This window comes from Sandaracinus amylolyticus (assembly GCF_000737325.1).
GTDB lineage: Bacteria > Myxococcota_A > Polyangia > Polyangiales > Sandaracinaceae > Sandaracinus > Sandaracinus amylolyticus.
Genome location: NZ_CP011125.1, coordinates 3,616,381 through 3,638,887 on the forward strand (window position 1 = coordinate 3,616,381; position 22,507 = coordinate 3,638,887).

A 22,507-nucleotide genomic window follows, 5' to 3' on the forward strand; every position below is an offset into this window, starting at 1 on the left:
CGTGGCCCTCGTCGACGAAGTGGTCGCGGCCACCGGGCTCTCGCACGTGATCGCGGAGGACGTCGTGCGGCGCGCGCTGGTGCGCGGCGGCGTCGATCCGGTGGCGCTGACGCGGCCCGAGCTCGCCCGCGCGATTCCGTCGCTGCGCAAGGCGCTCGGTCTCTTCCTGCGCGGCAACGACCTCGAGCGCGCGCTCGTCCGGGTCGAGCACCTCGCGCGCGATCGCTCTGATCGATCGTCGTGATCAGAGCATCCCGGCCGCGATCATCGCGACGACGATCGCGGCCGCGCCGAAGCGCCACCACGCGAAGATCCCGAGGCCGCGCTCGTTGAGCCAGCCGACCATGAAGCGCACCGACACCACGGCCGCGATCCACGCGGCGACGAAGCCGATCGCGACCGGGAGCGGCCCGTAGGCCTCGAGCATCGTCGCGCCGTGCTGCAGCGACTTGTACGCGGTCGCTGCGCCGAGCGTGACGAGGCCGAGGAGGAACGAGAACTCCACCGCCGCCGACAGCGAGAGGCCGACCGCGACGCCGCCGAGGATCGTCGCGAGGCTGCGGCTCACGCCGGGCCACATCGCGATGCACTGCACCGCGCCGATCGCGAGCGCGGCGCGCCAGCCGAGCTCCTCCAGCGAGCGTCCCTCCTGGCTGCGCTTCGTGCGCGCGAACCAGAGGATCACGACGCCGCCGACGACCCACGCGACGACGATCGGCCACGGCCCGAAGAGCACGCTCTCGATCAGATCGTCGAGCGCGAAGCCGACGATCGCGGCGGGCAGGAACGCGACGATCACGCACATCGCGAGCTTCGCGCCGATCGGATCGCGCCCGATCGCGCCGAGCGCCATCTGCCCGACGCGCTTCCGATAGAGCGCGAGCACCGCGACGATCGCGCCCGCCTGGATCGCGATCGCGTACGCGTTCGACGCGTCGCTCTCTGGGATCCCGAGGATGCGTTGCGTGACGAGGAGATGCCCCGTCGAGCTCACCGGGAGGTACTCGGTGAGGCCTTCGACGATGCCGAGGAGGAGTGCTTGCCAGAGCTCCATGCGAGGGGCGCGTCGGGCGTCCTGAGCACGCAGGCGCCGCGCGGCAAGCCCTCGTACCAGACCGGCGCGCGCGCCGCGAGCCGGCGCGTCAGCGACGCCGACGACGTACGAGCATCATCGACGCGAGCGCGGCGATCACCAGAGCACCGGCGTGCGAAGGCGCGCGCCCGCCGACCACGCAGCCGCATCCGCCCGAGATGCGCGGGCTCGCCGTCGGCGGCGACGTCCCGGCGTCGCGGTCGCCCGGGATCGTCGTGCCCGCGTCGCCGGTCGGGATGCTGCCGCCGTCGGCGATCGGCAGGCTGCCGCCGTCGGGGTCGGGCGCGCACGCGAGATCGGATCCGTCGCAGTCCTGATCGATCGCGTCGCCGCACGTCTCCTCGGCGCCCGGATGCACGCCCGCGTTCGCGTCGTCGCAGTCGACGTCGCGGGTCGAGCCGTCGCCGTCGGCGTCGGCCGGCGGCACCACGGTGACGCGCACCTGCAGCTGGCCGTCGACGGGCCCGCCCGAGTCGGAGAACCACGCGACGCTCTCCTGCACGAGGTTGAAGAACTGCGGGTAGTCGCCGGCGCTCGCCGGCGCGCGCACGGTGAACGCGAAGCGCCCGGTCGCGCCCGGCGCGACGTCGCGATCGACGGTCGCCGCGCGGTTCGGCGCGACCCAGTCGGGGCCTGCGAGCGGGCTCGCGCGATCACGCGGCTCGGTCGTGCCGAGGAACGTCTGCCCGGGGCGCCACGTCTCGGTGCCGGTGTTGCGCAGCTCGATGTGCCCGGCGCGCTCCTCGCCCGGCGCGAGCTGGAACGGATCGCGCGCGAGCGGGAACGACTGGCTCACGTACTCGGCCCGGAAGCGCGGCGTGCTCGGGCCGATCAGCGCCTCGTACGAGCGCACGAGCGACATGTACGTCGGCACGTAGACGCTGCCGACACCGCTCACGTTCTGGCGGATGTTGAAGTGCAGATGAACCGTGGTCGGCGTGCCGCCGAACGCGTTCGACACGTTGCCGACGACGGTGCCGCGCGTGACGCGCTGGCCGACGCTCACGCGCACCGAGCCCATGTGCAGATAGTCGAAGCGCGTGCCGTCCGCGGCCGTGAGGTAGACCGAGTACGAGCCGATGTTCGTGATCGTTCCGTCCACGACCGCGACGACGGGATGCACGTTGTTCATGCAGCTCGATCCGCGGATGTCCTGGCCCTGGTGGCCCTGTCCCGCGGGGCAGAGCGGCATGTCCCACGAGCGCGACTCGCAGTAGTTGTCGCGCCACGGGTACGAGAAGTTCCGCGCGTCGCACTGCGAGCCGCTCGGGCCCTCGTTGCCGCCCACGCCCCACACCTGCGAGTTCAGGTACGCGGGCGCGTCGCGCACGGGGAAGCGGATCCCCGGCGCGTAGACGCGCGAGTCGACGCGGCCTCGGCCGCTGCCCGACACGAGCTCGCCCGCTGGGCGGTACGTGAACTGCGCGCGCGCGATCGACGGAGCGAGCGCGAGCACGAACGCGAGCGCTGCGAGCATCCTCATCGCGCACCTCCCGCGGGCACGAGGCGATCGGCGAGCGAGAGCACGAAGCCGCGCTCGGTGCAGCGCGCGTCGTCCTCGGGACGCGCGCACTCGACCTCGAGCGCGAACGCGACGTCGCCCTCGGTCCACGCGACGCTGCGGATCAGCTCGTTGACGGTCACGCGCGCGGGCTCGCCGCGCACGCTCTCGTCGGGCGGCGGCGCGGTGACGACCTCGTCGTCGGAGACGACCGGGTGCGCGACGTTCGTGGCGTGGAGCGAGATGGTGAGCGCGTCGTCGCGGTACGAGAGCGCGACCCAGCTCTCGCCGCTCGTGACGATCGTGCCGCGCGCGTACTCGGCGGGCAGGAGCAGCATCGGGAAGGGCGCCTGATCGAGCGCGGCGCGCGACTCCGGCGAGAGCAGCGCGGACGGCGCATCGGGCACGGTCGGGCCGGGAACGAGCGGGTCGGCGGTCTCGTCGAGCGCGGCCGGGGTCGCGGGCGGTGCGTCGGGGGCGCGACCGCAGGCGGCGAGCAGGAGCGAGAGCACGACGAGACGACGCATGCCGCCGCGACGAGCAAGCCGGCGGCCACCCGCGTGGCGCGGTGTGGCGGCGAATTGATCAATGGTTCTATGGTGTTGCGCGGTGCAGAGAGAGCGTGATCGGGCTCTTCTGCACGCTCTGCGTCCGGGATCTGGACGCGTCGGCTCAGGCGATCTCGAGGATCGCATCGCCGCGCTGGGCGCCGATCGCGACGCCGCGGCCGCGCAGGCGCAGCGCTTTCGCGGGGACGACCGGCACGCGCACGCGCAGCTTGCGCTCGACGCGCACGAGGCCGACTCCGTCGCACGCGCCGCACTCGACGTGCTCGCTGCGGAAGAAGCCGCGCGCGACGTGCTCGCCGCCTTCGCCGAGGCACGCGGGGCAGGTGCGCGCCGCGAGCAGCTCGAGCGCGATCCAGCGGCCGGGCTCGCGCAGCGCTTCGGGGATCACGCCGACGAGATCGACGCCGACGAGGACGCAGCGGACGCGCAGAGGACGATCGACGCGGACGCGCTCGCGCGGCGCGCGCTCGTGCGTGCGCATCAGCGCCTCGTACGCGGCACGTGCGTCGCGGAAGCGGCGCGCTGCGCTCGGATCGCCGGGGTTGCGATCGGGGTGGTGGCGGAGCGCGGCCGCGCGGAACGCACGACGGATCTCGTCGGGGGTCGCGTCGTCGCGGACGCCGAGGATGCGGTGGGGATCGAACGCGCGGGGTGGGGTGGGTCGAGGACGGCTCACGCCGTCGTCGACAACGGGCGCGGGCAGGAGGTTCCCGGGCGCGCGCGCAATCGGTACACATGACGGGCATGGAGCCGCACTATCCGGAGGCGCCGTGGCACACCCACGGACGGGCGATCTTCCAGCCGTTCCTGGTGCGCGCGGAGTCGCTGCGGCTTCCCGAGGGGTTCGTGCCGCGGCTCGTGGGCGGGCGCGCGATCGGGCTGCTCGGGATCGTGGAGTACGTCGCACCTTCGCCGCTCACGTACCGCGAGCTCGTGTGGATGCCGTGCTTCGTGCGCGCGCGACGCGCGGCGAGCGGGTACTTCGTCGAGAAGATGTACGTCGACTCCGAGGCGTCGCTGCGAGGCGGGCGCGAGCTGTGGGCGCTGCCGAAGCAGATCGCGCGCTTCGAGTGGGGCGAGCGCGAGGTGCGCGTCGAGACGGAGGACGGGGCGCGCCTGGTGCTCGACGTCGCGCTGCGCGGTCCGGCGGTGCGCGCGCCGAACGACGTCGCGACGGTGCAGGACGCGGGCGACGCGCTGGTGCGCTTCCGAGGCAGCGGGCGCGCGAAGGTGCGCTCGGCGCATCTGCGGGTGCGCGAGGCGCGCGGGCTCGAGGCGTGGTCGGGCTGGGGCGGCGCGACGCGCGTGCGCGGCGCGGGCGCTGCGCTCGTCGACTTCGCGATCACGATGCACCCGCCGAAGCGAGTCGCGACGTGACGCGGCTCGTGGTGGTCGACGGGGCGGGCGGGTTCCTCGGGCGCCACGTCGTGCGCGCGCTGCGCGATCGTGGGATGCGGGTGCGCGCGACGGATCGCCCCGGCGTCGCGCTGCCCGACGCCGACGCGCGCGTGCACGTCGATCTCTCGTGCGATCCGCTGGAGCCGCTCTTCGCGGGCGCGACGCACGTGGTGCACGTCGCGGGGCTCTTCGATCTCGCGGCGCGCGAGGACGCGCTGCGACGCGCGAACGTCGCCGTCGCGCGACGCGTCGCGGACGCGGCGGTGATCGCGCGAGTCCGGCGCTTCGTGCACGTCTCGAGCGTGACGGTGTACGGGCGGCCGCGCGTCGCGCCGGTCCGCGAAGATGCGCGGCGACGCCCGGAGAGCGCGTACGAGCGCAGCAAGCACGCGGGCGAGGACGCGGTCGGCGCGATCGCGCGCGCGTCGGGGCTGCCGCTCGTGATCGCGCGGCCGAGCGGGATCTACGGGCCCCACGGGCGCTACGGGCTCGCCGCGATGGCGTCGACGATCGCGCTCGCGGCGGCGAGCGGGCGCGGGCACCGCTCTCTGCGCAGCGAGACGCGGATGACGCACGTGCACGTCGAGGACGTCGCGTCGGCGTGCGCGCTGCTGTGCGACGAGCGCGCGACGCGCGACGAGGACGTGCTCGATCGCGCGTTCCACGTCGCCGACGCGACGCCCGTCACGTGGAGCGACGTCGCGCGGACCATCGAGCGCTTCTACGGTCTCGAGGAGCGCGCGCCGGTGCGCGTCACGCCGCTGCGCGCACGCGCGATGCAGATCGCGGGGCGCCTCGCGAGCGCGCGCCTCGCGCGCACCAACGCGTCCCTCGCGCGACGCTGGGAGGCGCTGGTCGGCGAGCGTGGGCTCGAGCACGCGCTCACGCCGCGCATCGACGTCGACGCGTACGACTACTGGCGCGCGGATCACGTCTACGACACGAGCGCGCTCCGCGGGCTCGGTTGGTCGCCGCGCTGGCCCGATGCGCGCGAGGGGCTGCGCGCGACGCTCGAGTGGTACGTGCGGGAGCGCTGGCTGCCTGCGCCCTGAACGCACGTCCCGGGTTGGAGCGGCACCGATGGGGGTCTAGGTGGGCTCGGTCCCCCGGGGCGCTCGCGCCGTGGGACGAACGCATGCAGGGAGCTTCCACCGCGTTGGGGCCGAGCGTCGTGCTCGAGGCCCGCGTCGCACGGTGGGCGGTGCGGATCCACGCCGCGCGCGTCCTCGAGGTGATCCCGCGCGTCGCGCTCGTGCCGCTGCCGGGCGCGCCGCTGGGCGCGCGCGGGGTGATCGATCATCGCGGCGCCGCTGCGGTCGTGATCGATCTGCGCGAGCGCTTCGGCGCCGACGCGCCCACGCGGCGATGGGATCCGTTCGTCGTGGTGGAGGGCACCCCGCGGCTCGCGCTGGTCGTCGACGAGGTGCGCGGCGTGGGAGCGTTGCCCGACGACGTCGTGATCGCGTCGGACCTGCCGACGGCGCGCATCGCGGGCGTGACGCTCGGGGACGACGGCGCGGCGCTGCTGGTCGATCCCGGCGCGCTGCTCGACGAGGCCGAGGTCGCGCAGCTGAGGGCGGCGCTCGAAGCACGCGAGGGCGAGGCGTGATCGTGCAGCGTCCTCGCCTCGAGCCCGCGATGCGCGTCGCGCTGCAGCAGATCCTCGCGCGCGAGGCGGGGCTCGTCTTCGACGAAGCGCTCGAGCCGCGCCTCGCGGACGCGGCCCAGCGCGCCGCGAGCGCCGTCGGGGCGGAGGACGCGATCGCGCTGGTCGCGCGCGCGGCGGGCGGGAACCGTGAGGCGATCGACGCGCTGCTCTCGGCGGCGGTCGTCGGCGAGACGTGGTTCTTCCGCGACCTTCCGCGCGTCGCGATGGTGCGCGATCGGTTCGTGCCCGAGGCGCTCGCAGCGCGCGGTCGCGCGCGCATCTGGTCGTGCGCGTGCGCGTCGGGCGAGGAGACGTGGTCGCTCGCGGCGATGGCGCTCTCGGTGCCCGGCGCGAGCGCGTCGCGCGTGGAGGTGCTCGGCACCGATCTCGATCCGCTCGCGCTCGCGCGGGCGCGCACCGGGGTGTACCGGAGCTGGAGCCTGCGTCACGTGCCCGACGATCTGCGCGATCGCTGGCTCGAGCGCGCCGGCGACGGCTACCGCGTGCACGACTCGCTGCGTGGCGTCGTCGGGTTCGAGCGGCTCAACCTCGTCGATCTCGCGAGCGGCGCGGTGATGCCGCGCGGGCGATGGGACGTCGTGTTCTGTCGCAACGTGCTGATGTACCTCGAGCCCGAGCTCGCACAGCGTGTGCTGCTCGAGCTCGCGGGATCGCTCGAGGAGGGCGGCGCGCTCGTGCTCGGGGGCGCGGAGCCGCTCCTTCCGCGCGAGATCGCGAGCTGGGCGCGCGCCGAGCTCGGCGGCAACGTGCTGGTTCGGCCGCGGGCGGGTGAGGTCGCGCCGAGCCCGGCGGAGCGCGTCGAGAGCGCACGGACGGCGCCGGTGGTGCGACCGCCCGCGCCCCGCCGCCGCCGGCGCGTCGTGTCCCGTCGCCCGCGCCCGTCGCGCCGCCCGAGCCGCCGACCGACGCCGTCGAGCAGGCGATCGCGCTCGCCGATCGCGGCGACGTCGACGGGGCGCTCGCGCGGCTCTCGCGGCTCGATGCCGACGCGCGACCGCTCGCGCTGCGCGCGATGCTGCTGGAGAGCGCCGATCGGTGGGAGGACGCCGCGCGCGCCGCGGAGCGTGCGCTGGTGCTCGATCCCTCGCGCATCGATGCGGCGATCGTCGCGGCGCGCGCGCACGTACGGCTCGGCGACGCAGCGCGCGCACGGCACCACGTGCGTCGTGCGCGTCGGGCGCTCGCGCTGCTGCCGCCCGACGCGAGCATCGATCTGCTGCCGGAGGCGACCCGCGCGACGTTGCTCGCGTTGCTCGACGGGCTCGAGCGCCAGCTCGACGTGGAGGCCGCGAGGTGAGCGACGAGATCGACGACACGCTCGCCGCGGAGCTCGCGCGCCGTGCGCTCGAGATCGCGCGTCCCGCGGCGCCGCTGGTGCGCGCGCGTCGCGCCGCGCTCTTGCTCGTGGTCGGCACCGATCGCGTGCTGCTCCCTGCGCAGGTCGCGCGCGCGGTCGCGCCGCTCGCGCACCTGACGCCGATCCCGTTCGCCGAGCCGCACGTCGCGGGCCTCACCGCGCGCCGTGGCCGCGCGATTCCCGTGTTCCACCTGCGCGTGCTGCTCGGCCTGCCGCTCTCGCAGCTGCCCGAGACGAGCCGCGTGATCGTGCTCGACGCGCCGGGCGAGCCCGCGCTCGCAGTGGACGCGCTCGGCGACGACGATCTGCCCGAAGACGACGCGCTGCGCCCGCCGCCGGACACGATGGCGGCGGCGTCGCGCGCGCTGGTTCGCGGCACGACCGAGGACGGACGGCTGGTCCTCGACGTGCCCGCATTGCTCTCCAGTCCGCGGCTGACGATCGACGTCGGACCGCGCGCAGCTCGAAGGTGAACGGCGTGATGCGTGGGACGGTCGGGACGAAGATCCTGGGGGCGTTCGGGGTCGTGATGGCGTGCACGCTCGCGCTCGCGGCGTACGGCGTGTACCGCGACACGCAGCTCACGGAGACGCTCGTGCAGCTGCGCGTGCGAGGCCTCGAGGCGATGCGCGCCGCGGGGCGCGCGTCGATGCTCGCGGAGCGCGTCCGCTCGCGGCACTTCATGCACGCGGCGACGGAGTCGCCGGTGGAGCTCGCCGACATCGAGCGGCAGATGAACGAGTTCGATCGCGAGCTCGACGACGCGCTGCGCGACCTCGACCGGGCGCTCGAGGGAAGCCCGCTGCGCGATCGCCTGCCCCGGATTCGCCAGGCGATCGACTCGTGGCGCGACGCGCGCGCGAACGTGTTCCTGCCCGCGAGCCGGGCGCAGGACACGCCGACGGCGATCGCGCTGATGCTGCGTGAGGTCTCGCCACACTACTTGCGCGCGATCGAGGATCTCGAGCGCCTCGTCGAGGACACGGCCGCGCTGGCGACCGAGCGCTACGACGAGGCCGGCGAGACGCTCCAGACCTCGCGCACGGTCACGTTCGCGGCGGCGATCGTCCTGGCGCTGGTCGCGATCGTGCTCGGCCTCCTGGTGAGCAACGACATCGCGCGGCGCGTGCGGGAGGTCGCGTCGGCGGCGCGCGCGGTGACCTCCGGCGACTTGTCGCGGCGCTCGAACGTGCGCGGCTCCGACGAGATCGCGGATCTGGCGTCGGCGTTCGACACGATGGCCGGGACGATCGAGCGGAAGGTCGAGTCGGAGCAGGCGAGCACGCGCGCGCAGCGCGAGGAGAAAGAAGCGCTGGCGCGCGCCGTCGCGCGCTACGGCAGCTTCGTCGGGGGCATCGCGCGCGGCGATCTGACGCAGAAGGTCGAGGTCGTGGGCGAGGGGGAGCTCGCGGCGCTCGGGCGCGATCTCGCGACGATGGGCGACGCGCTGCGGCGCATGACGGGCGGCGTCACCGACGCGGTGGGCGCGCTCTCGAGCGCGACCGCGGAGCTGATGGCGACCGCGCAGGAGCAGAGCGCGAGCGCCGCCGAAGCGGCGGCCGCGGTGACGGAGACGGTCTCGACCGTCGACGAGCTCACGCAGACGTCGCGCACCTCGTCGGATCGTGCGCGCGACGTCGCCGAAGGCGCGCGCCGCAGCGTCGACGCGTCGGACGCCGGGCGCATCGCGGTCGACGGCAGCATCACCGCGATGGAGCGCGTCCAGGCGCAGATGTCGGCGATCGCCGAGCGCATCCTCGGGCTCTCCGAGCAGGCGCAGCGCGTCGGGCAGATCGTCGGCGCGGTCGGAGATCTCGCGGAGCAGAGCAACCTGCTCGCGCTCAACGCCGCGATCGAGGCGGCGCGCGCGGGCGAGCACGGGCGCAGCTTCGCGGTGGTCGCGCAGGAGGTGCGGAGCCTCGCCGAGCAGAGCAAGCGCGCGACGGTGCAGGTGCGCGGGATCCTCGCGGAGATCGAGAAGTCGACGACGCAGGCGGTGCTCGTGACCGAGCAGGGCGGCAAGGCCGCGACCGAGGCGATGCGCACGGTGCGCGAGGCGGGGCAGCGCATCGAGCAGCTCGCGAGCGTGATCGCGGAGTCGGCGGCGGCGGGTCAGCAGATCGCGACGACCGCGCAGCAGCAGGTCACGGGCGTGTCGCAGATCGCGCAGGCGATGCACTCGATCAACCAGGCGGCCACGCAATCCGTCGAGGCGACGCGCCAGACGGAGCGCGCGGCGCGCGATCTCGGCTCGCTCAGCGATCGGCTGCGCAGCGCCGTCGCGCAGTACCGGACGTGATCGATGAGCGACGAGCTGCTGGCGATCTTCCGCGACGAGCTCGAGGACGTGCTCGGCGCAATCGACGTCTCGCTCGAGCGGCTCGGGCGCGGTGACGCGCGCGCAGCGCTCGAGATCCGGCGCGCGTTCCACACGCTGAAGGGCGCGGCGCACGCCGTCGGGGAGGGCGCGGTGGAGCGCGCTTGCGCCGACGCCGAGGCGCGCGTCGCCGCGAGCGCCGCCGACCCCGCGTCGATCGCGACCATCGCGCGCGGGGCCCTGCCTGCGCTGCGCGAGCGCCTCGCCGCGATCTCGGGGCAGCGCGCGCCGGAGCGCGAGGACGCGGTGCAGACGCTCGAGCCGGCGCCGTCCGACGGCGACACGGTGCGCATCGCGAGCACCCGCGTCGACGCGCTGCTGGCCGCCGCCGACGATCTGGGCTCGTCGCTGCTCGAGGCGCGCTCGCTCGATCGCCTCGAGCAGCTGCGCGGATCGCTCGACGCGCTGCGCGCGCTCGTGGAGCCGCTCGCGACGGGGGCCGAGCCCTCGAGCACCGAAGAGCGCGACGACGCGCGTCGGCAGGCGCGCGGCGCGACGTCGGCGGCCCGGGAGGCGCTCGCGCTCGCCGAGGCGGCGCTGCGCGAGGCGCGGAGCTCGAGCGCGGTGCTCGACCGCGCGGTGGGCGCGCTCTCCGCGGAGCTGCGCGCCGTGCGCATCGCGCCCTTCGTGGGGCTCGCGGCCGGGCTCGAGCGCGCCGCGATCGAGGCCGCGGCCACGCTCGGCAAGGAGGTCTCGGTCGCGTTCTCGGGCGGCGAGGTCGAGCTCGATCGCCGGACGCGCGACGAGCTGCGCGAGCCGCTCCTGCACCTCGTGCGCAACGCAGTCGATCACGGCATCGAAGCGCCTGCGGAGCGCCGTCGCGGCGGCAAGCCGAGCGCGGGACGGATCGCGATCGATGCCGCGATCGTCGCGGGCGAGGTGCAGGTCGACGTCACCGACGACGGCGCTGGGATCGATGTGGACGCGGTCCTCGCGCGCGCCAAGCAGCTCGGGATCGCCGACGCGAGCACGCTCGCGGCCGACCCGCTCTCGCTCCTCTTCGAGCCCGGGCTCAGCACGCGCGCCGATGCCGGTCCGATCTCGGGGCGCGGCATCGGGCTCGACGTGGTGCGCGATCGCGTGCGGCGCCTGCACGGCCGCGTGCACGTCGAGACGCAGCGCGGACACGGCACGCGCGTGCGCATGCACGTGCCGCTCTCGTCGGGCGCGCTGCGGGTCGTGCACGCGCGCGTGCGGCACGTCGACGTGCTGATCCCGTCCACGAGCGTCGAGCGGGTGCGCCACGTCGCGCCCTCCGAGACGATCACGATCGAGGGTCGCCTCCACCTGCCGGACGCGCGCGCGCCGATCGCGATGGCCCGCCTCGACGCGACGCTCGGGCTCGGCGACGTCGACGGCGCCGAGGGGCTCTCGTGGCTCGTGGTGTCGGCGGGCATGCGGCGTGTCGCGCTCGGCGTCGACGCGCTCGTCGGGGAGATCGAGGTGGTCGCGCGCGCCCTCGGCGGTCGCGTGCGCCGCGTCGCGGGGGTGAGCGGCACGGCGGTGCTCGAAGGCGGGCGCGTCGCGCTGCTCGCGGACGTCGACGCGCTGGCGCGCCTCGCGTTGCCGATGCCCGCCGCGCCGGAGGTCGCGCCGAGCGCCGTGCGCCGCGTGCTCGTCGTGGACGACTCGATCACCACGCGTGCGCTGCAGCGCGCGCTCCTCGAGTCCGCGGGCTACGCGGTCGTCGTCGCGGGCGACGGTCGCGAGGCGCTCGACGTGCTCGCAGAACAGCGCTTCGACGCGGTCGTGACCGATCTCGAGATGCCGCTCCTCGACGGCCTCGAGCTCCTCGAGCGCATCCGCGCGCTGCCGCGCACCCGCTCGCTCCCGGTCGTCGTGGTGACCGCGGTCGACCGCGAGACCGATCGACGGCGCGCGTTGGAGTTGGGCGCGAGCGCCTACGTGCTCAAGAGGGACTTCGACCGAGAGCGCCTGCTGGCGACCCTGGAGGATCTGCTTTGACGCTGCCGCCGCCGAGCACGCCGCCCACGCGGGTGCTGATCGTCCACGACTCGCCGACCGTGCGGGCCTCGCTGCGGCGTACCGTCGCGTCGGATCCGCGGCTCCGCGTGGTCGGCGAGCTCGACTCCGCGCTGCACCTCGTCGAGGCCGTCGGGCGCCTCGCGCCCGACGTCGTCGTGATGGACGTCGTCATGCCCGAGGTGGACGGATACCAAGCGACGCGCGCGCTGATGGCGAGCCGCCCGACGCCGATCGTGCTGGTCTCGCAAGTCGTCGATCCCTCGGACGCGAGCGTCGCGCTCGAGGCGATCCGCGCGGGCGCGCTCGCGATCGTCGATCCGCCTCCACCGCCGTCCGACGCCGCGCGCTCGTTCCGGCGCGACAGCTTCCTGTCGCTCGTGCGCTCCGCGGCGAACGCGCACCCCTCGCGCGGAGCGACGTCGCACGACGCGCCGGTCTCGCGCGTCCGCACGCTGCGAAGGAGCGCGCGCGTGATCGGGATCGTCGCGTCGGCCGGGGGCCCTGCCGCGCTCTCGTCGGTGCTCGAGCAGCTGCCCCGGCGCGGGTTCCCGCCGCTGCTCGTCGTGCAGCACCTCGCGAAGGGGTTCTCCGACGGGCTCGCGCGCTGGCTCGCCGGGAGCGGCCATCCTGTGTCGGTCGGTGGCGCCGGCGAGCGGGTCGAGCCCGGGCACGTCTACGTCGCGCCCGAGGATCGCCACATCGGTCTCACCGCGGACGCGCGCATCGCGATCAGCGACGAGCCACCGGTCGGCTTCTTCCGACCCTCGGGCACGTGGATGCTGAGCTCGCTCGCGCGCGCGCTCGGGCCCGATGCCGGCGGCGTGGTGCTCACGGGGATGGGCGACGACGGAGCCGCGGGAGCGCGCGCGCTGCGCGATCGCGGCGGCGAGATCGTCGCGCAGGACGAGGCGAGCTCGGTGGTGTTCGGGATGCCGCGGGCGACCATCGCGTGCGGCGCCGCCAACGAGGTGCTCTCGCTGCGCGCGATCGCGCAGTGGATCGTGGACAAGCGAGGAGGCGAGCCGTGAAGGTCCTTCTGGTCGAGGACAGTCGCACCCAGGCGCGCCGGTTCCAGAGCGCGCTCGAGCGCGCGGGCATGCGGGTGACGGTGCGCCACGACGGCGCCGAAGGGCTCCAGGCCGCCCTCGAAGATCCGCCCGACGTGGTCGTGAGCGACGTGCTCATGCCCGAGCTCGACGGCTGGGAGCTCTGCCTCGCGCTCCGCGACGATCCGCGCACCGCGTCGGTCCCGATCGTGCTGATGACGTCGCTCACCGATCCCGACGACGTGCTGCGCGCGCTCGCGGCCGGCGCCGACGGCTACGTCGGCAAGCCGTTCGAGGACGCGGTGCTCGTCGATCGCGTACGTCGCGTGCTCGCGCAGCGCGAGGCGCCGCTCGGCTCGATCGAGATCCACGGTCGCACGCTGCCGATCCGTGCGTCGCGCGAGACCATCCTCGGCGTGCTCACGTGCGCGCTCGAGGACGCGGCGGCGCGCCACGCGGAGCTCGCCGCGAGCCGCGAGCGCCTCGAGCACGCGAAGGGCCAGCAGGACGAGATGATCGGCGTCGTCGCGCACGAGCTCCGCACGCCGCTCAACGTGCTCTCGCTGCGCGCCGGGCTCGAGGCCGCGGGACAGATGACGTCGTCGTCGGTGAGCGGGCGCGCGCCGCTGCCGCCGCTCGCCGAGCTCGTCGCGCGCAACGTCCGCGCGATGAGCGCCATCGTCGACGACCTGCTCGACGTCGCGCGCATCGAGTCGGGCGCGATCCGCGTGACCCCGCGCGTCGGCGACCTCGGCGCGCTCGCGCGCGAGGTCGCGAGCCGCTTCTCGGTGGTGTCCGCGCGCCATCCCGTCGACGTGCACGCGCCCGACGCGATCGAAGCGGTGTTCGACGCGGCGCGCGTGGAGCAGATCCTCGCGAACCTCCTGTCGAACGCGATCAAGTACTCGCCCAACGGCGGTCGCGTCGACGTGCGCGTCTCGGTCGCCGACGGACAGGCGCTCGTCGAGGTGGAGGACGAGGGCATCGGCATCCCCGACGGCGTCAGCGAGCGGCTCTTCGGTCGCTACGTGCGCGCGCCGGGCAGCGAGCGCGTCGCGAAGGGCGTGGGGCTCGGCCTCTACATCTGCCGTCGCCTCGTGGACCTGCAGGGCGGCCGCATCGGCGCCGCGCGTCGCGAGCCGCAGGGCTCGCGCTTCTGGTTCACGCTCCCGCTCGCGCGCTGATCGGTCGTGTGCTTCGAGCACACGACGACATCGAGGGGGTGTGCGCGTCGCTGACGCACCGCGTCGAGACACACCCGCGACCACCGATCGCAAGGCCTGCGCGCGCGTCACGAAGAAAAGCGGATCATCCGCGCTGCCGACCTTGATATCCTCGCCGCGAAACGCCGTTTTCGCGCGTTTCCGACGACGATCTGCCGCGTCGTCGTCGCGACGGCTGCGTTGAGAACGGGGAGGCCTCTGTGACTGCCGAGATGGATCCGCGACTCGAGGAGGCGCTCGCGGCCGCGAGCGCGGCGCCGGAGGACGAAGGGCGTTGGGACGAGCTCGAGGAGCTCGCCGAGTCGCTCCAGAGGCCCGACGAGGTCGGTGCGCTGTATCGCGAAGCGCTCGGGCGCACGCTTCCGGCGGACGTCGCCGAGCGGCTCGGACGTCGCGCGGTCGGCTTCCACGAAGAGTGGTTCGGCGAGGAGTCGCCGCACCTCGTCGACGTGCTCACGCGCGTGCTCTCGCTCGACCCCGGCGCGGACTGGGCGCTGCAGCGCGCGACCGTCGTGCTCACGGTGCGCGAGCGCTGGACCGACCTCCTCGGCCTCTACGATCGCGCGCTCGCCGCGGCGTCCGAGGACTGGCGGCGCACGCAGCTCCTCGAGGAGGCCTCGCAGCTCGCGAAGGACTTCGCGGGACAGCCCGACCGCGCGATCGACTACCAGACGCAGCTGCTCGCGCTCCGCCCCGGCGACGCGCAGCTGGTCGCCTCGCTCGAGCGCCTCCTCGAGCGGCAGGCGCGCTGGCAGGAGCTGATCGGCCTGTGGCGCAAGCGCATCGAGGGCGGCGCCGACGACGCCGCCTCCCTCCGCGAGCGCATCGCGACGACGTTCCTCGATCACCTCGGCGACGCGGCCGCGACGCTCGCGGAGTCGCGCGCGCTGATCGAAGGAGGCCACTCGATCGCGCACGCCGTCGCGCTGCTCGAGCGCGTGCTGATCCTCGAGAGCGCGAGCGCCGACGTGCGCCGTGGCGCGCTCGCGCTGCTCCGCGAGCGCTACGAGAGCGACGGCAAGGACGCGGAGGTCGAGCGCATCCTCTCCATCGCGCTCGGCTTCGGCACCCGCGACGAGAAGATCGCGATCCACCGCGAGCTCGGCGAGCGCACCGCGACGCGCGGTGACGAGAGCAGCTCGATGGGCCACTGGGCCTCGCTGCTCCTCCTCGATCCCGGTGCGGAGGACGCCGAGCAGCGGCTGCGTCAGCTCGCGGCGTCGACCGGCGCGCACGAGCGCCACGCCGACGCGCTCGTCGCCGCGGCGGAGGCGGCGTACGAGCCCGCGCGGCGCATGACGCTGCTCCTCGAAGCGGGCGACGTGCGCGGCATGGCGGTCGGCGATCGCGAGACGGCCGAGCCGCTCTATCGCCGCGTGCTCGGCGACGCCGACGCGAGCGAGTCGTTCCAGCGCACCGCCGCGCGTCGCCTCGTCGCGCTGCTCGATGACGCGGAGCGCGCGCGCGATCGCCTCGACGTCCTCGAGCAGCTCGCGAAGCTCGAGAACGACGCGTCGGAGCGCCGTCGCGTGATCGGGCAGGCCGCGCGCCTCGCGGAGGAGCTCGGCGCATCGGATCGCGCGCTCGCGCTCTGGCAGGCGCGTCTCGACGCGGACGCGCAGGACCTCGAGGCGCTCGACGCGCGCATCGGGATCCTCGAGCGCGAGGAGCGCTGGCAGCCGCTGATCGAGACGCTGCGCCTGCGCGCCGCGTCGCCGGTGCCCGGCCCGCTGCAGCGCGCCGATCTCGTGCGGCTCGCGGGCGTGCAGGCGGAACGCGTCGGCGATCGCGCGGGCGCCATCGAGACCTGGCTCGAGGTGCAGTCGCGCTTCGGCGAGGACGTCGAGACCGTCGACGCGCTGTTCCGGCTCTTCACCGCGGAGTCGCGCTGGGAGGAGATGGCCGCGATGCTCGAGCGCGCGGTGCGCCGCGACGAAGCGCGCGCCGCCGACATCGTGGTGCGCCTCGCCGACGTGCGCCGCGAGCACCTCGCGGACAGCGCGCGCGCCGCGCAGGGCTACCACCAGGCGCTCAAGCTCGAGCCGCGCCACGAGGGCGCGCGCGCCGGCCTGCAGGCGCTGATCACCGACCCGGTCGCGAAGGCGGGCGCGGTCGAGGGCCTCGCCGAGGCCGCGCTGCGCACCGACGATCACGAGGCGCTGCTCGGTCTGCTCGAGCACCGCATCGAAGCGGCAGCGGGCGATCGCGTGCGCGTGCGCCTGCTCCGCGAAGCGGCGGAGCTCGAGGAGTCGCGTCGCAGCGATGCGCTCGCCGCGATGCGCGCCATCCGTCGCGCGTTCCTGCTCGTCCCCGACGACGAGGGCCTCGAGGGCGAGCTGATGCGCCTCGGCCGCGCGTCGGGCGGCTGGGCCGAGGTGGTCTCCGCGCTGCGCGAGGCGATCCCCACGGTGAGCGCGGATGCGGCGCGTGCCGCGCACCTGCATCGTCGCGCGGCCACGCTGCTCGAGTCGGAGCTCGGCGACGCCCCGGGCGCGCTCTCGGAGCAGCTCGCCGCGTTCACGCGCGACGCGCGGGACGGGACGACGGCACGAGAGGTCGTGCGCCTCGGCGCGCAGCTCGGCGCGTGGGACGCGGTCGCGACCGCGCTGGTCGGCTCGGTGCGCGCGCATCGCCGCATCGACGACGCGCTGGTCACGCAGATCGAGGCCGCCGCGGATCAGACGGTGGCGTGGGACGCGCTGTCGACCGAGACCGCGTCGGCGATGGCGCGTGTGCAGGGCGAGCTCGAGGCGTCGGGCGAGCGTCGCTTCGGCGAGCTCGGGCGCGCGATCGAGACGCGCATCGCGGTGTGGCACCGCGATCGTCGCGGTGATCTCTCGTCGGCGGAGGCCGCGCTCGCGCGCGCGCTGAAGCACGAGCCCGGTCACACCGACACGCTGCGCGAGCTCGCGCGCCTCCAGTGGCGCGAGCCGAGCCGCGCGCTCGTCGACACGCTGCTCTCGCTCTCCGAGCAGCTCGAGGACGATCTCGACGCGCTGCACGACGCCGCGAAGATCGCGCTCGATCCGGTGCGCGACGTCGCGCTCGCGAAGCACATCCTCGGCAAGCTGTATCGCGAGTCGGTGCGCCTCTGGGAGCGCGGCAACCGCACGCGTGGCGAGCGTCCCGCGGACAAGACGGCGGTCTGGGCGCTCGACGAGCTGATCCGGATCGAGCTCGAGTCGGATCGCGTCGAGGGCGCGATCGATCTCCTCGCGCAGGGCGCGCGCCTTCCGATCCCCGCGACCGAGTCGCGTGCGATGCGCCGTCGCGCCGGTGACCTCGCGCGCGAGAAGCTCGGCGACGAGGCGCGCGCGATGCGCCTCTACCAGTCGATCGCCGACGAGTCGCTCGAGGACGCCGAGACCGTCGATCGCCTCGCCGCGATGTACGAGGCGCGCAAGCGCATCCCCGAGCTCCTCGCGCTCCGCCAGCGCGAGCTCGAGGGCACGCTGACCGCGGAGCGTCGCCTCGCGGTGCGTCTCGACGTCGCGCGCCTGCTCGGACGTCTCGAGGCCGAGGGCGGCCGCATCGAGATGCTGCGCGCGAACCTCTCGGAGAAGCCCGGTCACGACGCGTCGATCGACGAGGTCGCGTCGGTGCTCGAGAGCAAGGGCCGGAGCGCGGAGCTCGCGGATCTGCTCACGACGCAGGCACGCGACGTCGAGGTGGCGGACGCGCCGCGTGGCGCGCGCCTCTGGTCGATGGTCGCGCGCCTCGCCGAGGAGCGCCTCCGGGACGCGGAGCGCGCGATCTCCGCGCATCGCCGCGTCGTCGCGCTCGACGTGACCACCGATGCGCTCGACGCGCTCGCGCGCTTGCACCTCGAGCGCAACGAGGCGGCGCAGGCGGGCGAGTGGCTCGAGAAGCGCCTCGAGCACGCGAAGGGCGCCGAGCGCATCCCGCTCGCGCTGCGCCTCGCCGAGGCGCGTCTGCTCGCGGGCCGCAACGATCGCGCGATGCACGCGCTCGAGCGCGCGCTCTCCGAGGATCGCGGCGCGCGCGACGTGCGCGAGCGCCTCGCGGATCTCTATCGTCGCGCCGAGAGCTGGGAGCAGCTCGCCGCGCTGCTCAGCGACGGCGTCGGCCACGTGAGCGACGAGACGACGCAGCTCGCGTTCGTGCGCGAGGCCGCGGAGATCTACCGCAAGCGCCTCGACCGCCCCGAGCTCGCGATCCCGATCATGGAGCGCGGCGTCCAGCTCGCGCCCGACGATCAGGAGCTGCGCAGCACGCTCGCCGCCGGCCTGCGCGTCGCGGGTCGCCTCGACGAGGCGCGCGAGATCCTCGAGAAGCTCGCGTCGGAGTTCGGCCGTCGTCGCTCGCCCGAGCGCGCGGCGGTGCACTTCCAGCTCGCGCAGGTCGCGCACGCGGCGGGCGATCTCAAGCAGGCGCTCGAGCAGCTCGACAAGGCGTCGAGCATGGACCTCGGGCACCCCGGGATCCTCAAGATGTCGGGCGATCTCGCGCGCGAGGCGGGCCAGCTCGATCGCGCCGAGCGCTCGTACCGCGCGCTGCTGCTCCTCGTGCGGCGCCAGGCGAGCGAGGGCCACGAGCTCTCGGTCGGCGTGAGCGAGGTGCTCTACGAGCTCTCGCGGCTCGCGACCGAGCGCAAGCAGGACGCGCAGGCGAAGGAGCTCCTCGAGTCGGCGTTCGAGACGGCATCGCAGTCGACCGCCGAGGCGGCGCGCTTCACGCGCACCCTCGTCGCGCGCGGCGCGACCGATCTCGCGCTCCGCACGATCGACATGCGCATCGCCGCGGAGACCGACGTCGCGAGCCGCGCGCGCACGCTCGTCGATCGCGCCGAGATCCAGGAGAAGCTGCTCGGCAAGCCCGAGGACGCGCTCGGCTCGCGCCTCGAGGCGCTCGAGCTGGCGCCCGGTCGTGCCGCGAGCGAGGCGACGCGCGATCTCGCGGCGCGCACCGGCCAGGTGACCCGCTTCGTCGAGCGCGTGCGCGCCCTCGCGGATCGCATGCGCCGCAAGGAGGACGCCGAGGTCGTCTCGGATCTCCTCATGACGCTCGGCGAGGTCACGGAGCGCGAGCTGCGCGATCTCGCGACGGCCAGCGAGCTCTACCAGCGCGTCGAGGATCTCGGCGCGCGCACCCTCGACGCATGGCGCGCGCTCGCGCGCGTCGCGTCGGCGCGCGGCGATCACGTCGAGGAGATCCGCGTGCTGCGCCGGCTCGTCGCGGCGGGCGTCGACACCTCGTCGTTCGGCGCCGAGGACTCGATCCCCGAGGACGCGAAGGTCGAGGCGTTCTATCGCATCGCGGAGGTCGAGCTCGCGGAGGCGGAGACGCTCGAGAGCGGCATCGCGACGCTCTCCGAGGCGCTCGCGAAGAGGCCCGATCACGCGCGCGGCGCGCGCATCCTGAACGCCGCGGCGCGCTCGTTCCCGGCGCACGACGGCGTGCTCGTGCTGTACGAGCGTGCGGCGCGCGGCAGCGGTGACGCCGCGCTGCTCCTCGACATGCTCGAGATCAAGACGGCGCGCGAAGGCGCGACGATCGAGGAAGTGCGCGAGGCCATCGACGTCGCGACGTCGATCGACGGCGCGCGTGCCGAGGCGCTCCTGCGGCGCGGCATCGAGGTCGCGCGCGCGAGCGCGGACGGCCTCGCAGGCCAGCTGTGGATCCCGATCGCGCTCGCGTCGCGCCGGCTCGAGGCGGGCGACGTGACGGGCGCGCTCGAGTGGCGTCGCGTCGCCGCGGAAGCGGCGGAGGAATCGGGCGACGTCGATCGCGCGCGCTCGCTCTGGCGCGAGGTCGCGGAGGCCGCGTCGCAGCCGGGGGGCGACCTCGCGCTCGCGGCGGCGACGTATCGCCGGCTCCTCGAGAGCGAGCCCAACGATCGCGCGCTCTGGGGCCCGCTCGCAGAGGTGCACGGCAAGCTGCGCGACCGCGCGGGCTTCGACGCCGCGATCGCCGCGCTGCTCGACGCGCTGCTCGACCCGAGCGCGCGCAACGAGCTGCGCATGGCGCACGCGGCGTTCCTGCTCGACATCGTGAGCGCCGAGCAGGACGGCGTGGACGTGCTCCGCGCGGTGCTCGACGAGGATCCCGATCACCTCGGCGCCGCGCAGCGCCTCGCGGATCTCTTCGAGCGCGACGGGCGCCACGAGGAGCTCGCGGAGCTGCTGCAGCGTCAGCTCGATCGCGCGCGTGATCGCTCGGACACCGTCGCCATCGCGGCGCTCGCGCTGCGCATGGGCGGGCTGCTCGAGTCCGCCGGACGTCGCGAGGATGCTCGCGACCTCTACCGCCAGGGCCTCGAGTGGGCGCCCGAGGACGCGCCGCTGCTGCGCGCGATGCTCACGCTGCACGGCGAGGGCGACGACTCGCACGATCGCGCTGCGCTGATGGAGCGGCTGCTCGCGGTCAGCACCGGCGAGAGCGCGGCGACGCTCGCGCTCGAGCTCGCCGACGTCTACGCGCTGCTCGAGGACGGCGAAGGCGTGGGTCGCGCGCTCGACCTCGGCTTCCGCGCGATGCCGTCGAGCGACGCGCTGCGCGCGCGGCTCGAGGCGTGGCACTCGGATCGCGGCGACCTCGCCGGGCTCGCCGATACGATCGCGTTCGACGCCGCGCATCGCAGCGACACGAGCGCGGCGGTCGCGCGCTTCCGCGAGGCCGCGACGCTCTACACGCAGCGCCTCGACATGCCCGAGCGCGCGGCCGACATCCTGCGCCAGGCGCAGCAGCTCTCTCCGAGCAGCCTCACGGTGCTCGGAGAGCTCGTCGCGGCGCTGCTCGCGTGCGGTCGCCCCGACGAGGCCGCGGCCGACGTCGGCGGCGCGCTCGAGGCGCACGTCGAGGCGGACGCGTCGCGCGCTCACCTGCTCCGCATGCGCGCCACGCTGCGCCTGCAGAGCGGGGAGGGCGACGGCGCGATCGTGGACCTCGAGGAGGCGTACACGATCGATCCGCGCTCGACGTACGCCGAGCTGATCGACGCGCTCGAGCGCCGTCGTCGCGAGGTCGATCGCGACTCCGAGCGCCCGCTCACGATGCGCCTCGCGTCGGTGCTCCAAGAGAACGGCGATCCGGCGCGCTCGCGCGACGTGCTCGCGGAGTGGGCGGATCGCGAGCCGAGCGATCTCGAAGCGCTGCGCACGCTGCGCGTGATCGACACCGTGAACGGTCGCTTCGAGGAGGTCGTGCGTCACTGCGCGCGCCTCGTCGAGATCGAGCAGGGCGAGGCCCAGGTCGAGGCGGTGCTCGCGCTCGCCGACGCCGCGACGCGCATCGGCGCGCCGCACGAGGCGCGTCCGGGCCTCGAGCGTGTGCACCACGATCAGCCGAGTGACGGGCGCGTGCGCGACGCGCTCCGCACGATGTACGAGCAGTCGCAGGCGTGGGCCGAGCTCGCGGGGATTCTCCTCGCGGACGCGGCGGGCACGAGCGACGTGGAGGCGCGCTGGGCCGCGCTGCGCCGCGCAGGTGAGCTCCTCGTGTACGAGGTGCAGGATCCGGCGCGCGCGATCGATCCGCTGCGCGAGGCGCTGTCGATCAAGGAGGACGAGCAGGACGTCGTCGTCGTGCTCTCCGACGCGATGATCGGCGCGGGCGCGCTCGCGGAAGCGGTCGAGCTGCTGCAGAACGCGATCGGCGCGTCGCGTCGCCGTCGCTCGCCGGCGCTCGCGATGATGCAGCTGCGCATGGCGCGCATCGCCGGCCTCAGCGGCGATCAGCAGACGCAGCTCGAGTGGCTGAAGGTCGCGCTCGAGTCGGACAAGACGAACGGCGCGATCGCGGCCGAGCTCGCGGAGCTCGCGATGGCGCTCGGCGACGACGGCACGGCGATGAACGCGCTCAAGGTCGTCACGCTGCAGAAGACGCCGGGCCCGATGAGCAAGGCCGTCGCGTTCCTGCGTCAGGCGCAGATCGCGCATCGCGCGGGTGACCACCAGAAGGCCGTGCTCTGGGCGCGCCGCGCGCGCATCGAGGATGGCGAGCTCCACGAAGCCGAAGAGTTCCTCCGCGGCATCGGCGAGAGCTGACACGAGCCGGAGCGCCACCGGGAACGACGCGGCGCGATACGGGCCCTGATCGGCCACCGCTCGCTGCGCTCCCTCCTCACGTACGCAAGTACGCTGCGGGGGGTGCTCGCGACCGGCGGCCGCTGAGGGCCCGTCTCCCGCCGCGGGTGCTCGGGAGCGTCCGTCCTTCGATCGCTGGGCGTGTCTCGAGAACGCTCAGCGGCGTGGTGCGCTTCGCAAGCGCTACGGAATTCGTAGCGCGCGTGCTCGCGTGCGTGCGCTACGGAATTCGTAGCGCGGATG

At 74.6% G+C, this 22,507-nt stretch carries 15 protein-coding genes and 1 pseudogene; 12 read left to right on the forward strand and 4 right to left on the reverse strand.

Annotated features, from left to right (window positions below; genetic code table 11):
• Position 1: 1 nt before the first annotated feature.
• The gene (locus tag DB32_RS15260; RefSeq protein WP_053233192.1) at positions 2–244 is read left to right on the forward strand and encodes a hypothetical protein; all 243 of its coding nucleotides are present in this window, start codon (positions 2–4) and stop codon (positions 242–244) included.
• Here the strand turns inward: DB32_RS15260 and DB32_RS15265 are convergent, their stop codons facing one another.
• The 4 genes from DB32_RS15265 to DB32_RS15280 all read right to left on the reverse strand — a co-directional run bounded on the left by DB32_RS15265 (position 245) and on the right by DB32_RS15280 (position 3,839).
• Positions 245–1,054, reverse strand: coding sequence for an undecaprenyl-diphosphate phosphatase (locus tag DB32_RS15265; RefSeq protein WP_053233193.1), 810 nt, complete (start codon positions 1,052–1,054; stop codon positions 245–247).
• An 88-nt stretch (positions 1,055–1,142) separates the two neighbouring features.
• Positions 1,143–2,576, reverse strand: coding sequence for a peptidoglycan DD-metalloendopeptidase family protein (locus tag DB32_RS49070; RefSeq protein ID WP_083457400.1), 1,434 nt, complete (start codon positions 2,574–2,576; stop codon positions 1,143–1,145).
• Positions 2,573–3,121, reverse strand: coding sequence for a hypothetical protein (locus DB32_RS15275; protein ID WP_053233195.1), 549 nt, complete (start codon positions 3,119–3,121; stop codon positions 2,573–2,575). The genes DB32_RS49070 and DB32_RS15275 overlap by 4 nt, the downstream gene beginning before the upstream one ends.
• A gap of 145 nt (positions 3,122–3,266) precedes the next feature.
• The gene (locus tag DB32_RS15280) at positions 3,267–3,839 is read right to left on the reverse strand and encodes a DnaJ domain-containing protein (protein ID WP_053233196.1); all 573 of its coding nucleotides are present in this window, start codon (positions 3,837–3,839) and stop codon (positions 3,267–3,269) included.
• A 68-nt stretch (positions 3,840–3,907) separates the two neighbouring features.
• Between DB32_RS15280 and DB32_RS15285 the strand changes: the two genes are divergently transcribed.
• The 11 genes and pseudogenes from DB32_RS15285 (at position 3,908) to DB32_RS15330 (ending at position 22,225) form a co-directional block, all read left to right on the forward strand.
• Entirely contained in the window at positions 3,908–4,540 is a 633-nt protein-coding gene (locus DB32_RS15285) for an acetoacetate decarboxylase family protein (protein ID WP_053233197.1), read from the forward strand.
• Complete coding sequence (locus DB32_RS15290; RefSeq protein WP_053233198.1) at positions 4,537–5,613, forward strand: NAD-dependent epimerase/dehydratase family protein; 1,077 nt, start codon at positions 4,537–4,539, stop codon at positions 5,611–5,613. The genes DB32_RS15285 and DB32_RS15290 overlap by 4 nt, the downstream gene beginning before the upstream one ends.
• Positions 5,614–5,696: 83 nt before the next feature.
• The gene (locus tag DB32_RS15295) at positions 5,697–6,170 is read left to right on the forward strand and encodes a chemotaxis protein CheW (RefSeq protein ID WP_083457403.1); all 474 of its coding nucleotides are present in this window, start codon (positions 5,697–5,699) and stop codon (positions 6,168–6,170) included.
• A gap of 29 nt (positions 6,171–6,199) precedes the next feature.
• A pseudogene (locus tag DB32_RS50260) lies at positions 6,200–6,919 on the forward strand (CheR family methyltransferase); the annotation flags it as partial.
• A 323-nt stretch (positions 6,920–7,242) separates the two neighbouring features.
• Entirely contained in the window at positions 7,243–7,527 is a 285-nt protein-coding gene (locus tag DB32_RS49525; protein WP_240481205.1) for a hypothetical protein, read from the forward strand.
• Positions 7,524–8,060, forward strand: coding sequence for a chemotaxis protein CheW (locus tag DB32_RS49530; protein ID WP_053233201.1), 537 nt, complete (start codon positions 7,524–7,526; stop codon positions 8,058–8,060). Before DB32_RS49525 ends, DB32_RS49530 begins: the two co-directional genes overlap by 4 nt.
• 8 nt (positions 8,061–8,068) lie before the next feature.
• Complete coding sequence (locus DB32_RS49535; protein ID WP_240481206.1) at positions 8,069–9,886, forward strand: methyl-accepting chemotaxis protein; 1,818 nt, start codon at positions 8,069–8,071, stop codon at positions 9,884–9,886.
• A gap of 3 nt (positions 9,887–9,889) precedes the next feature.
• Complete coding sequence (locus DB32_RS15315) at positions 9,890–11,929, forward strand: hybrid sensor histidine kinase/response regulator (protein ID WP_053233203.1); 2,040 nt, start codon at positions 9,890–9,892, stop codon at positions 11,927–11,929.
• Positions 11,926–12,978 (forward strand): chemotaxis protein CheB, encoded by a 1,053-nt coding sequence (locus DB32_RS15320; RefSeq protein WP_053233204.1) that lies wholly within the window; start codon positions 11,926–11,928, stop codon positions 12,976–12,978. The genes DB32_RS15315 and DB32_RS15320 overlap by 4 nt, the downstream gene beginning before the upstream one ends.
• A complete protein-coding gene (locus tag DB32_RS15325) occupies positions 12,975–14,180 on the forward strand; it encodes a hybrid sensor histidine kinase/response regulator (protein ID WP_053233205.1) in 1,206 nt (401 codons plus the stop codon). Before DB32_RS15320 ends, DB32_RS15325 begins: the two co-directional genes overlap by 4 nt.
• Positions 14,181–14,431: 251 nt before the next feature.
• Entirely contained in the window at positions 14,432–22,225 is a 7,794-nt protein-coding gene (locus DB32_RS15330; RefSeq protein WP_053233206.1) for a tetratricopeptide repeat protein, read from the forward strand.
• The last annotated feature ends 282 nt before the right edge of the window (positions 22,226–22,507 follow it).

Coding starts and splice junctions, on each gene's coding strand:
- DB32_RS15265 (WP_053233193.1), bottom strand. CDS start 1,054: ATGGAGCTCTGGCAAGCACTCCTCCTCGGCATCGTCGAAGGCCTCACC.
- DB32_RS49070 (WP_083457400.1), bottom strand. CDS start 2,576: ATGAGGATGCTCGCAGCGCTCGCGTTCGTGCTCGCGCTCGCTCCGTCG.
- DB32_RS15275 (WP_053233195.1), bottom strand. CDS start 3,121: ATGCGTCGTCTCGTCGTGCTCTCGCTCCTGCTCGCCGCCTGCGGTCGC.
- DB32_RS15285 (WP_053233197.1), top strand. CDS start 3,908: ATGGAGCCGCACTATCCGGAGGCGCCGTGGCACACCCACGGACGGGCG.
- DB32_RS15295 (WP_083457403.1), top strand. CDS start 5,697: ATGCAGGGAGCTTCCACCGCGTTGGGGCCGAGCGTCGTGCTCGAGGCC.
- DB32_RS49525 (WP_240481205.1), top strand. CDS start 7,243: ATGCTGCTGGAGAGCGCCGATCGGTGGGAGGACGCCGCGCGCGCCGCG.
- DB32_RS49535 (WP_240481206.1), top strand. CDS start 8,069: ATGCGTGGGACGGTCGGGACGAAGATCCTGGGGGCGTTCGGGGTCGTG.
- DB32_RS15315 (WP_053233203.1), top strand. CDS start 9,890: ATGAGCGACGAGCTGCTGGCGATCTTCCGCGACGAGCTCGAGGACGTG.
- DB32_RS15330 (WP_053233206.1), top strand. CDS start 14,432: ATGGATCCGCGACTCGAGGAGGCGCTCGCGGCCGCGAGCGCGGCGCCG.